The sequence below is a fragment of the Chryseobacterium vrystaatense genome (genome assembly GCF_000737765.1).
GTDB classification, from domain to species: domain Bacteria; phylum Bacteroidota; class Bacteroidia; order Flavobacteriales; family Weeksellaceae; genus Chryseobacterium; species Chryseobacterium vrystaatense.
The window spans coordinates 569,246-581,827 of sequence record NZ_JPRI01000002.1 but is presented as its reverse complement, the minus strand read 5'-3'; the positions used below and the strand labels follow the sequence as shown (position 1 = coordinate 581,827).

Annotated in this window: 10 protein-coding genes and 4 tRNA genes; 12 read left to right on the top strand and 2 right to left on the bottom strand. The window is 35.7% G+C overall.

All coding sequences use genetic code 11. The features are described from left to right. Nucleotides 1–319 precede the first annotated feature (319 nt). The gene (locus IW16_RS08245; RefSeq protein ID WP_034742046.1) at nucleotides 320–760 is read left to right on the top strand and encodes an RNA-binding S4 domain-containing protein; all 441 of its coding nucleotides are present in this window, start codon (nucleotides 320–322) and stop codon (nucleotides 758–760) included. A gap of 13 nt (nucleotides 761–773) precedes the next feature. On the opposite strand, the gene IW16_RS08240 is transcribed toward IW16_RS08245, so the two are convergent. After that, complete coding sequence (locus tag IW16_RS08240; RefSeq protein ID WP_034742043.1) at nucleotides 774–1,289, bottom strand: shikimate kinase; 516 nt, start codon at nucleotides 1,287–1,289, stop codon at nucleotides 774–776. Nucleotides 1,290–1,403: 114 nt separating this feature from the next. Here IW16_RS08240 and IW16_RS08235 point away from each other — a divergent pair. From IW16_RS08235 to IW16_RS08220, 4 genes are all read left to right on the top strand, one after another. Further along, nucleotides 1,404–1,476: transfer RNA gene (locus IW16_RS08235), tRNA-Lys, on the top strand. A 37-nt stretch (nucleotides 1,477–1,513) separates the two neighbouring features. Beyond that, nucleotides 1,514–1,596: transfer RNA gene (locus IW16_RS08230), tRNA-Leu, on the top strand. Nucleotides 1,597–1,653: 57 nt separating this feature from the next. Beyond that, nucleotides 1,654–1,726 (top strand) — tRNA-Lys (locus IW16_RS08225). A gap of 182 nt (nucleotides 1,727–1,908) precedes the next feature. Then, nucleotides 1,909–1,981 (top strand) — tRNA-Lys (locus IW16_RS08220). 416 nt (nucleotides 1,982–2,397) lie between these two features. On the opposite strand, the gene panC is transcribed toward IW16_RS08220, so the two are convergent. Beyond that, a complete protein-coding gene (panC, locus tag IW16_RS08215; protein ID WP_034742040.1) occupies nucleotides 2,398–3,246 on the bottom strand; it encodes a pantoate--beta-alanine ligase in 849 nt (282 codons plus the stop codon). A 171-nt stretch (nucleotides 3,247–3,417) separates the two neighbouring features. Between panC and IW16_RS08210 the strand changes: the two genes are divergently transcribed. The 7 genes from IW16_RS08210 to porN all read left to right on the top strand — a co-directional run bounded on the left by IW16_RS08210 (nucleotide 3,418) and on the right by porN (nucleotide 12,555). Next, nucleotides 3,418–4,188, top strand: coding sequence for a glycogen/starch synthase (locus tag IW16_RS08210; RefSeq protein WP_034742036.1), 771 nt, complete (start codon nucleotides 3,418–3,420; stop codon nucleotides 4,186–4,188). 12 nt (nucleotides 4,189–4,200) lie between these two features. Beyond that, on the top strand, nucleotides 4,201–5,793 hold the full coding sequence (locus IW16_RS08205) for a DUF4270 family protein (RefSeq protein WP_083536121.1): 1,593 nt from the start codon (nucleotides 4,201–4,203) through the stop codon (nucleotides 5,791–5,793). 20 nt (nucleotides 5,794–5,813) lie between these two features. Beyond that, the gene (gene glmS / locus IW16_RS08200; protein WP_034742032.1) at nucleotides 5,814–7,667 is read left to right on the top strand and encodes a glutamine--fructose-6-phosphate transaminase (isomerizing); all 1,854 of its coding nucleotides are present in this window, start codon (nucleotides 5,814–5,816) and stop codon (nucleotides 7,665–7,667) included. Nucleotides 7,668–7,775: 108 nt separating this feature from the next. Continuing rightward, complete coding sequence (porK, locus tag IW16_RS08195; protein WP_034742029.1) at nucleotides 7,776–9,197, top strand: T9SS ring complex lipoprotein PorK/GldK; 1,422 nt, start codon at nucleotides 7,776–7,778, stop codon at nucleotides 9,195–9,197. A gap of 60 nt (nucleotides 9,198–9,257) precedes the next feature. After that, nucleotides 9,258–9,950, top strand: coding sequence for a type IX secretion system motor protein PorL/GldL (gene porL / locus IW16_RS08190; protein ID WP_034742026.1), 693 nt, complete (start codon nucleotides 9,258–9,260; stop codon nucleotides 9,948–9,950). 53 nt (nucleotides 9,951–10,003) lie between these two features. Continuing rightward, nucleotides 10,004–11,596, top strand: a complete 1,593-nt coding sequence (porM, locus tag IW16_RS08185) for a type IX secretion system motor protein PorM/GldM (RefSeq protein ID WP_034742023.1) — start codon at nucleotides 10,004–10,006, stop codon at nucleotides 11,594–11,596. A 20-nt stretch (nucleotides 11,597–11,616) separates the two neighbouring features. Then, a complete protein-coding gene (porN, locus tag IW16_RS08180) occupies nucleotides 11,617–12,555 on the top strand; it encodes a type IX secretion system ring subunit PorN/GldN (protein ID WP_034742018.1) in 939 nt (312 codons plus the stop codon). The last annotated feature ends 27 nt before the right edge of the window (nucleotides 12,556–12,582 follow it).

Below are 12,582 nucleotides of genomic sequence, written 5' to 3'. Positions count from 1 at the left end.
GATAGTTCCGGATGGAAGTGTTTCATAGGGCAGGTCTGATAATTTTTTTTCATTGTCATCACTGGTATCTGTTGTACTGAAGGTTTTTATGTTTCCCTGAGCATCCAGATAGTTATCATTCATAAACTTCTTAATGGCTTGATCGTCATAGCTGTTTTGAACAGCGATGTCTTCAGGCTCTTTATAAGTTTCAACTTCGTCATCTTTCTTACATGCAGAAAAACATAAAGATCCCGCAAGGATATATAAAAATATTTTTTTCATTTCAAAAAACTTTAATTACTTTACAAATAATATAACGGCAAAAGTATAAAAAAATATGAGAATAGATAAATTTTTATGGTGCATTCGTTTTTATAAGACGAGAAGTATTGCAACAGAGGAAATTAAAAAGAACAGAGTTTTCTTAGGAACCTCTGCTGTGAAGTCGTCTAAGGAGGTGAAAGAAGGAGATGTTATTAAAATCCGCAAAAACCAGATTGATTATAAAATAAAAGTTATTCAGATCCCTAAAAGCAGGCTCGGAGCAAAGTTAGTTTCTCTTCATATACAGGATGTGACAGACAAGGAGCAGTATGAGTTATTGAAACTCCGTAAAATGTCACAGGATTATTATAGAATTAAAGGAGAAGGTAGGCCTACTAAAAGAGACAGAAGGGACATGGACGAGTATGTAGGAAATGACATCGCCTCAGACTTTACAGACTGGGATGATTTTTTCGGAGAAACCACGGAAGGAACCACCGAAAACGAAGATTAAAAATGAAAAAGCTCTAGAGATAGAGCTTTTCTATTATTTCCTGAACAATATCTTCAGGATCTCTTGCATCTGTAATAACGCTGAATTGTGCTTTACCATAAAAAACATTTCTTTCGAATAAATGTTTAGCAATAAATTCCGGAAGGTCTTCGTCAGAAATATTGGCAATCAACGGCCTCTTTTCTTTCTGTTTTGAAATCCTTTCATATAAAGTACCGACAGAAGCTTTTAAAAATATACTTTTCGAGCTGTTGTTGATAATCTCCATATTATTATAGTAAACCGGAGTGCCACCACCAAGGCTTAAAACTACATTTTCTTTCGATGCAAGTATTTCCTCCAAGGCCTCTCTTTCCAGCTTTCTAAAATGAATTTCTCCATGTTTTTCGAAAATCTCAGGAATGGTTAATTTATTTCGTCTAGAAATCTCTTTATCGAGGTCTATCAGGTTAAAATTTATTTTGTCGCTTAATATTTTGGAAATGTGAGATTTGCCACATCCCATGTATCCGATGAGTGAAATAACCATGAATTTTTTTTAAACAAATTTGCAAAAAAGTTTTGAGATAAAGAAAAAACTTATATCTTTGCACCACTGAAAACGAGGGACATTATTCAAATGCAAATCGTTACTAAAGTGACCGACTCGGTAGCTCAGCTGGTAGAGCAATACACTTTTAATGTATGGGTCCTGGGTTCGAATCCCAGCCGGGTCACAAGCGAAAAAGATTACTAGATTTTTGTAATTTTATAGCCTGCGTGGTGAAATTGGTAGACACGCCATCTTGAGGGGGTGGTTTCCTAAGGATGTGCTGGTTCGAGTCCAGTCGCAGGCACTGCAAAGAAAAAAATTAATGATTATTAATGAATTTATTTCATTCGTAATTGTGGCCGACTCGGTAGCTCAGCTGGTAGAGCAATACACTTTTAATGTATGGGTCCTGGGTTCGAATCCCAGCCGGGTCACAAGTTTACTGAAAAGTAAATTTTTTTCATATTAATATTTTGTGATTTGGTGTTTCAAAGGTCTCCACAAGAGACCTTTGATTTTTTAAAATAAAAAGTTTGCAGATATAAAAAAAAGTTATATCTTTGCACCTCTTAAAAACGAGAACATTTGATTAAATGAAACTCGTTGACAAGTGACCGACTCGGTAGCTCAGCTGGTAGAGCAATACACTTTTAATGTATGGGTCCTGGGTTCGAATCCCAGCCGGGTCACAAGTTTACTGAAAAGTAAATTTTTTTCATATTAATATTTTGTGATTTGGTGTTTCAAAGGTTTCCACAAGAGACCTTTGATTTTTTTTATATACTATACACAAAAAGAATCTCGTGACAAACTTGCGAATTGAGCAGAACTATTTTGGGGTTGTGAGTTTGTTCTTAAATTTTCTACAATACAAAAAGTATGTCCAATCAAAGATTGATGTATGACACCAAATCGCAATTGGTGTAAGGCTATTGTACTTTTGTTGCGCTTATAATAAAGTAGTGAAGAGTGACTTTGTGACAAAAAATTAAACCTGTGATTTTCCGTACTACTTTGGGATCTGACCAAAAAAAAACTCTGATCAATATGTCAGAGCTTAATTCTTATAAATAGTATGCTTTTTTTGTTGAACGCATGTTTAATCTTAATCAAGATGCATATTGTCAATTAATCTCACACCATCTACTACAACTACGATGAATGCTCTGTAATTCCTGTCTTTGTAAAAGAAATCAGTTTCTTTCAGTGTATCTTCGTCGGCAATAAGAAAATATTCTAATTTCATTCCTTTTTCGTGATCAAAAATATCTGTCACCCTTTCTTTTATTTCTGGAATAGTGACAGTTCTGAACCAGTCGTTAACTTTGTTTAATGTCTGGTAAATTACTTTTGATACTTCTTTTCGGTCTTCATGAAGTCTCTGATTTCTGGAGCTTAAGGCCAATCCGTTTTCTGCTCTGTAAATTGAAACACCTGTTATTTTTACCGGAAGATGCTTCTTTTCAACCATTTTTTTGATAATGGCCAGTTGTTGAAAATCTTTTTCTCCGAAATAAGCATGATCTGGTTGAATTTGTCTGAAAAGCTCTTCTACAACAGTTCCTACGCCATCAAAATGTCCGGGTCTTGATTTTCCTTCCATTTCATTTTCCAGTCCGTCAAAATCGTAATGCTGGCTTTCTGTTTTTTCTGGGTAGATATCGGCTACTTCAGGAATGTAAACGGCATCCACTAATCCTGAATTTTGTAAAATAAGAATATCCCTGTTGACGTCTCTTGGGTACTTTTCCAGGTCTTCCTGATTATTAAACTGGGTTGGATTTACAAAAATTGAAGAAATGACCAGGTCATTATCTTTTCTGGCTTCTTCATACAGGGAAAGATGGCCCTTATGTAGGGCTCCCATGGTAGGAGCAAAGCCTATCTTTTTCCCCATTTCTTTCTGTCTTTCAATGAAATCCTGAAGGGTTTTCTTGTTCTTTATAACTTCCATAGTTTATTTTAATACTAATTCAAAAATACTAAAAATATCACATAATTATATGAGTTTTTAATAATTTGAAAATAGGAATTATCGTAAAATAATGTTAATTAAAATAATGTTGGATGTTTTTTTGTAATTTTGCACATTAAAGCATTTTTACAAAAATATAGATAGAAATTTATGCCGAATCAAAAAATACTGTACATTACTACAGAGATGTATCCATATCAGGAAGACACAAATATGGCTGCAGTGGTAAACAAAATGGCACTTAAGATGCACAATGAAGGCAATGATGTAAGAGTTTTTATGCCAAGATTTGGACAAATAAGTGAAAGAAAATTCCAACTTCATGAGGTGATCCGTCTTTCAGGAATGAATATTATTATCAATGACTTGGACCAGCCTTTGATTATTAAAGTAGCATCTCTTCCTGGGGAAAGACTTCAGGTTTACTTTATTGATAATGAAGAATACTTCAAAAGAAAACAGTACTATGTCGATGACGAAGGAAATCCTTTCGATGATAACGACGAAAGAGCCATTTTCTTTGCAAGAGGTGTTATTGAAACCATTAAAAAGCTGAACTGGGTTCCGGATGTAATCCACCTGAATGGCTGGATGTCTTCTTTTGTTCCAATTTACCTTAAGACTTATTACGAATCTGATACTTACTTCAAAGACGCTAAAATTGTTCTTTCTTTATACAATGAGAAAGATGCTGATCTGGATAAAAATATCGCTGAAAAATTAACTTTCGATAATATTTCAGGATTAAAAGCGTTAGAGAATCCGACGATTAAAAATTTTGTTATCGAAAGTATGAATTACGTAGACATGGTTGTGAAGGGAGATGAGTTTTTAGATGAGGACCTTGATAAGGGATTCAATGAAACATCAACTCCAAAGTCTGAATACGTGGACGTAGATTCTATAAACCAACTTTATTAAATCACATTTTTAATGACTTATACTGTTAAAAGGACTTTAGCCATGCTTTTTATGGCTGTTTTCGGAAGTGCTCTTCTTTATAACTGCGAACCGGAAGCGGATTCGCTTGGTGAGCAGCTGTTTATTGATGGGGCTGCACAAGGCAATGAAACTTCTTATCCACTTATTGCTTACAATATTAATAATAATGATACCATCAGAAGTGATGCCAGCAGGCTTTTAAGTATAGTAAGCGAAACTAATTCAACAGCTGCTGCTGTTTTAGGGGCTTTCGATGAAGGACAGTTTGGGATGCAGAAAGCATCATTTCTTGCTCAGTTGAGAATGAGTACTGATAATTTTGAGTTTGGAAAAACTCCAAAAATAGATTCTGTGGTGCTTGTCATGAAACCTGCTTATGTACCCGACTCAATAGTTACACGTCCGGTTAAGGATGAGAATTTACTGGTAGGAACTGAAACTGTACCAGTATCTACAGTGGTAAAAGAGTATCCTGTTGATTATCAATATAAATATGGTAAGATGAAATTAGGACCTGGAGGAACAAATACGTTATTACATATCAATGTAGATGAAGTTACAACATTCTTAGATGGTAATAATGATGCTTTCAAAAGATCTAATGTAACGGTCAATACAGGAACTGCATTAGGTTCTACGGTGTTTAACGGAACTGTAACTGCTAAAACAATTACAAAGAAATCGGATAATTCAACATTATTCACATCTACTGATCCGGCAATTAGGATTCGTTTAGATAAGGATTTTTTCCAGACTAAAATTCTTGATAAGAATGGTAAGCCTGAACTTATGGACGCGGCTAACTTTACCAGACACTTTAAAGGGATAAGACTTTCTGTTACGGATACAGATGGATATCTTTTGCAGTTTAATCCAGATTCGATGGAAGTGGTAATGTATTATACCAACGAAAAAAATGATAACGGTACTATAACAAGACCTCAGTTTACTTTTAAATTAAACATTGCAGGAAATACCCGTTTTGGGCAGTATCAATATAATAGAGGAACTTCTGCGTGGGGTAATGCTTTAACACAAATCAACCCAACAGACGGAGACAAGAAGCTGTATATACAGGGAATGGGGGGGCCATCTATAGCTGTAAAAATTCCTGATCAAACTATTACGGATCTTAAAAAATTATATAATGATAATAAAGCTGCAATCGTAAGTGCTAAAATCAGAATGTATGCTGATCCTTCTTGGGAAAATAACTACCTTAGAAAAGATAGAAAATTTAATATTCTACCGCTGGATAACATCAATCCGACTACAAAGGTTATTACTTATACTGGCTTTACCCAGGATCAGATAGCAGGATTGGATTGGCTGAAAGATAACAAAAAACCTGAATATTATGATTTCGTCATAACGAAAACGGTTAAAGATATTGTTGAAGGTACTTTGGCTAATAATACACTGATCGTTAATGCTGGAAAATTTACTCCTACTGATACGGGTAAATTCCTTGGTTATAAATATACATTGAGAGCATTTGCAATGGAAAGAGGTGTTTATGTTGGTACAGATAAGAATAATTCTAACAGCATTCAGTTAAAAATCATTTACGGGACAAAAAAATAAAAAAAAACACTAGAAAAAATATGTGCGGAATTGTAGGATATACAGGATTTCAGGATGCGTATGATATTGTGATCAACGGTCTTAGAAGATTAGAATATAGAGGATATGACAGTGCGGGAATTGTTTTAGAAGGCTCAAATAACAAATTTGAAGTAGAAAAAACAAAAGGAAAGGTAGATGATCTGGTTAATATCTCTGCACAGCTAAAAGGAACTGCTAAAATAGGAATGGGGCATACCCGTTGGGCTACTCATGGAGTTCCAAGTGATAGAAACTCACATCCACATTTATCAAATAACGAAAAAATAGCACTTGTGCATAATGGTATCATAGAAAACTATGATACCATTAAAACAATGCTTACAGAAAAAGGATTTACTTTTAAATCAGAGACAGATACAGAAATATTGGTTAACCTTATTCAGTATTTCATGGATCTGAACTCTGAAACAGATTTTCCTACAGCTGTAAGATATGCTTTGAATGAAGTATACGGAGCTTATGCTATTACCGTACTTCATGAAGATTATCCGGGAGTATTGGTTGTAGCAAGACTTGGTTCTCCACTGGCTATTGGAATCGGCGATAAAGAATACTTCATCGCTTCAGATGCTTCTCCTTTTGTAGAATTTACCAAAGAAGCAATCTATCTTGAAGAGGGACACATGGCTACTATTTCATTGGAAAGTGGTGTAGACATCAGAACTATTAATGATAATTCAAAGATCGAGCCTGAGATTCAAGAGCTTAAATTAAGCTTGGAACAGATTGAAAAAGGAGGATATGAGCATTTTATGCTTAAAGAAATCTTTGAACAGCCTAAGTCTATACATGATACAATGAGAGGGAGACTTCTTGTAGATGAAGGAATTATTAAAATGGCTGGGATCTGGGATCATTTGGAACGATTCAAAAATGCAAACAGAATTATAATCATTGCATGTGGTACTTCATGGCACGCAGGTCTTATCGGAGAATATCTTATTGAAGAATATGCAAGGATTCCGGTAGAAGTAGAATATGCTTCAGAATTCAGATACAGAAATCCTATTATAACTGATAAGGATGTTGTGATTGCGATCTCTCAATCCGGAGAAACTGCAGATACAATGGCTGCGTTAAAGTTAGCGAAAGAAAAAGGGGCATTTATATATGGTATATGTAATGTAGTGGATTCTTCCATTGCAAGAATTACGGATGCCGGTTCATATACTCATGCCGGTCCTGAGATTGGGGTAGCTTCTACAAAAGCATTTACTGCACAGCTAACCATTCTTACATTAATAGCATTTAAATTAGGAAAGCATAATGGTAATTTAGGAAACGCTGAATTCATGAGCTTAATTGCTGAATTGGATGCACTTCCTAAAAAGATAGAAGAGGTGTTAAGCGCCACTCATGAATTGACTCAAAGCATTGCCAAAGACTTTATCAAAGCTACGAATTTCCTTTATTTAGGAAGAGGGTACAATTATCCTGCCGCGTTAGAAGGTGCTCTGAAACTGAAAGAGATCTCTTACATTCATGCAGAGGGATATCCGGCAGCAGAAATGAAGCATGGACCTATTGCCCTTATTGATGAGAATATGCCGATCGTTATTATTGCTCCTAAAAAGGGACACTATGATAAGATTGTGAGTAATGTTCAGGAAATTAAAGCAAGAAAAGGAAAAGTCATTGCTGTTGTTAATAAAGGAGATAAACAGGTAAGTGCAATGGCAGATTATGTTATTGAAATTCCTGAGACTTCAGAATGTTTCTCACCGATTGTCGCATCTGTGCCTTTACAGCTATTAGCTTACTACATCGCTGTATACCGAGGGGCCAATGTAGATCAGCCGAGAAACCTTGCAAAATCAGTAACCGTGGAATAAAAACAAGTTGTAAATAAAATAAATTTAGATTTCTTCCGTTATTTCAAAAAAAATCTTAAAAGTTTCTTAAAAAAATTATATATTTACGGCTTAATTATAAAAATTAACATGAAAAGGATATTTCTTTTATTATTGTCTGCGTCGGTAGCATCAGTATCTTGTTCAGGTGGTGGCAGTTCTTCTGTAGGGAAGCCTGGAACAAAAGGAGAATTGATACCAAGAGAAAAAACGAAATCATTTGTTGCGGAAAGACCATTTGGAATGGTCGCTATTCCAGCAGGTTCATTTGTTGCTGGTCTGGCCGATCAGGATCCAACAAATACTCCTGAGAAAGCAGCATTGAAAACTGTTACGGTCTCTTCTTTCTTCATGGATGAAGCGGAAACTACTAATGCAGAATACAGGGTATTTATTAATTATGTAAGAGATTCCATTGCGAGATCTCTACTTGCCGAAGCTGCTGGGGAAGGCGGTGAAGAAGGTGGACGTAGAGGAGCAAGCATTGGAGATTATGCATACCTTGCTAAGAAAGAAGAAAATTTAACGCCTTATCAGGAATATTTGGAAGGCCAGGGAGGAAGAGAAGATGGTGGTTATGATCCAACTAAAAGATTAGATTGGAAAATACCTTTACATTGGAGTACAGGAAAGTATCCTGATGTAGAATATGCAGAGGTTTTAGAATCTATGTATCTGCCTGCTTCTTCCAGAATTGGAAACGAAAGAATTTTAGACGTTAGTAAACTAAAATACAGCTATCAATGGGGAGATATGGATGCTGCACTTGCTGACAACGAAAGAGGTGCTAACTACCTTAAGAGTTCAAGCATTGCCATCTACCCTGATACTACAGTTTGGGTAAATGATTTCCACTTTACTTACAACGAGCCGTTGTTCGAGCAGTATTTCTGGCACAAAGCCTACAAGGATTATCCTGTAGTAGGAGTAACCTGGGATCAGGCAAGAGCGTACTGTAACTTCAGATCTAAACTGAAAACAGACTACAACGAAAGCTTAAAAAGAAAAAAACAAAGACCATTAATATTCCGTCTGCCTACAGAAATTGAGTGGGAATATGCTGCAAAAGGCGGAATGCAAAATGCTACTTACCCTTGGGGTGGTCCATATTTAATGGATGACAGAGGTTGCTACTTGGCCAACTTCAAACCTAAGAGAGGTAACTACATGGAAGACGAGAAAAAAGGTACTTATACATATACAGCTCCAGTAAAGAAATTTAAGAAAAATGGATTTGGGTTATTTGATATGGCTGGAAACGTTTCTGAATGGACAGAATCTGCGTATAACAACTCTTCTTATGGATTCTCATCTACGTTAAATCCTTCTACGAAAGATAAAAAGGATACGAAGAGAACAGTAAGAGGTGGATCTTGGAAAGATATAGGATATGCCCTGATGACAGGTGCTAGAGATTGGGAAAGAAAAGATTCCGCAAGAAGCTATATCGGATTCAGAACTGTACAGGATATTCCTGAAGCAGCGGTGAAGCCAAGAAGAGTTAACAGATAATTAACCAGACAACTATTTTTCAATAACAATTTTATTTAACATTAAAAAAACTAACTTAATATGTTTAAGACTAAAGATGCTTGGATGAATTTCTTTTATTCATTCGGTGCTGCAATTGTAATTCTTGGAGCTTGGCTTAAAATTACTCACATTACCTTGGGACCAATTAATGGTAATATCGCTCTTACAGTGGGACTTATTACGGAGGCTATTATCTTTATCATTTTCGCATTTGACCCTCCAAAATCAGAAGAATCTTATGCATGGGAAAATGTTTATCCTGAATTGTTAGATAAGCATGCCAACCCAAATCCTCTACACTCTAATGTGTCATCTAAAAACAATGCTAACCATTTAGCAGAATTAGAAAATTCTCTTTCAAATAAATTAGACAAAATGCTTCAGGATGCAAAACTGGACGTTCAGTTGTTTGACAGACTGAGAACAGGTATTGACAAGTTCTCTAACTCTGTTGATCAGATCAATCAAACTGTAGACGTTTCAGCATCTACTCATAAATATAATGACCAGCTTAATAAAGCTGCTCAGCATATGGAAAGTATGAATGCTTTATACGTAATGCAACTTGAAAGCGGTAAAAGACAATCTGAATTTGCTAACAAATATGTAGCAGATATGCAGAAGTCTGCAGAACAGTCTGAAAAATTCAATCAAGAGTTACAAGGTTTAACAACTAATCTTAACAGCTTAAATAGAGTTTATGGTGGTATGCTAACTGCTATGAAGTCTTAATTCCTAACCATTTCTAAATTTAACTACTTAATCAAAAACTAAAAGAAAAGAGAATGGCACAAGGAAAACAGACCCCTCGTCAGAAGATGATCAACCTGATGTATTTGGTGTTCATCGCGATGATGGCCCTAAATATTGATGCAGAAATCATCAGATCATACTATGACTCTACCCGAGCTTTGAATGAAACAAGAACTTTAACTGAGAATAAAAACGAAAAGATTTTTGAAAAAACGCTTGAGGCTAAAGCACAGCAGGTTCCAGATACCTACGCACAGCCTTGGGGACAGTATAAAATTCTAAAAGGTAAGATTGATGCTTTAGTAGCTGCTGCTCAGGGTATCAAAGATAACCTTAAAAAGCAGTCGGATTTTCATGATAAAGATCCAAAAACTGGAAAAGATATTGATGTAAGCGAAAATTTTGCGGCACTTAATAATAATGAAGCAACTACAGAATATTTCTTCAAAGAAGGAGAGGAAAATACTCCTTCAAAAGGAGCTTTAGACTTGAAAGCTAAAATTGATGACGTAAGAAATTATATCAACGCAACATTTGGAAATAATGGACAGCTAAAAGATTTAGTGGACAGAGCTAATAAATCTTTGATCGCTGAATATCCAAAAGGGAAATCTCCTAACGATAAAACGTGGTTTCAGAATAAATTCTATCACCAGCCGTTAATCGCTGCGATTTCTAACCTGGAGATTATCCAGAATGATGCGAGAAACGTACAGTCTGATGCATTGGCATTATTACTTCAGGAAAAGGTTGATGCAAACATCAAGTTCTCAAGTTATGAGCCTATCGTTTCCGGTCCGGTTGATATCCAGTCAGGAAAACAGGCTGAAGTAAAAGTAATGTTAGGTACTTATTCAAACAGCAATAAGATTTCTATTTCTGGGGTAAGCCGTGTAGAAAATGGAAAAGGAATTACCTCTATTTCAGGTTCCGGTATCGGAGAACATAAACTTGGAGGAACAATTACTTTAACGGATGCTACAGGAAAACCTCAAAGTTTCCCATGGACACATACTTATAATGTGATTGCAGGACCAAGAGAAGTTAAACTTGAAAAAGGATTATTGCTTTCTGCTGATAAAATGAATGTAATGTATAGAGGACTTGAGAACCCTGTTTCAGGATCAATCTTAGGTGCTGATAATTCTAAACTTTCATTATCTGCTCCTGGAGCTTCTGTGAAGAGCTTAGGCGGCGGTAAGTGGAGTGTGAAACCTACTTCAGGTAATACAGTTAAGCTTACATTGTCAGGAATAGATCCTTATGGAAAATCTGTATCTCAGGTATTTGAGTATAGAATTAAGAATGTACCACCGCCACAAGGGCAGATCAGAGGACAGAGTATGGTATCAATGCCTGCAACGTCTATTCAGAATCAAACAGTACAGGCAGCTATACCTGATTTTGATTTCCCTGTTTCGTTTACTGTAACTCAGTTTATGGTAAGAGTACCGGGAAGAGCAGCTCTATTAGTTCACGGAAGTTCATTAAGTGATGCCGCTGGATTGGTGAAGAATCTTAGATCTGGAGATGTAGTTTCTATCTTTGATATCAAAGTTACTGCTCAGGGTCTGGACGGTCAGGTAATTAAAAACATTACTCCTATAATCATTAATATTCCATAGGACTAAAATTGTAATTTATTATGAAAAAATATATTAGCACCCTTTTAGTATTAGTTTCGGGATTCGCTTTATCCCAAACTATTCTGAACGCAACTTCTCCGGAAGAGTTCAGACAGATGAGAGAGGAAAACAAACAAAAAGTTGGTGATACTATTATTGATAAGACAGTAAAGCCTCTTGAGTATGGTTTTGTAGAAGATAAAGATATCTATAAGAGTATGTTTGTATGGGAGATCATTGATATGAATGATAAGATCAACCAGCCATTCTACTATGATAATCCGGATGGACTTCTTGCAACACCTACAAGATCTCTATACCAGTTATTATTGGATGCAGCGTTAAGCGGAAAAATAGAGCAGGTTTATGATGATGAAAACTTTACGGTGAAATTAACACCGGAAGGGATACAAAAAAGATTGGAGAAAGTAATCATTAATGATGCGGCTATTGATATCCTTAACTCTGGAAGACAATTAACAGATCAGGAGAAAAAAGAATATACCGACGTTTTCAAGACTACTACTGATAAAGTAAAAGTTCTTAAGATCATGGGTATGTGGTTTATCGATAAGAGAGACGGACAGATGAAATACAGACCTCTTGGTATTGCAGCAATGGGACCAGATCCTGCTGTACAGGGAGTTATTGGACCAGATGGTAAGCCAATTGCCAGTAATGACGAGCTTATTGACTTATTCTGGATCTTCTATCCAAATGCAAGAGATGTGTTGGCAAACAATTATGTTTTCAACAGAAAAAATTCTTCTGCAGACCTGTCTTTTGATGATATCATCAATGCAAGAAGATTCTCTTCAGTTATTTATAAATCATCAGGAGGTTTAGGAGATGGTACAATCAAGGACTATATCCCTAAAGATGCCGATGATCAATTGGCTGAAAGCGAAAGAATCAAAAGTCAAATCCTTAGCATGGAAAATGATATGTGGAATTACTAAGATTTCACTTGATATTTATACAAAACC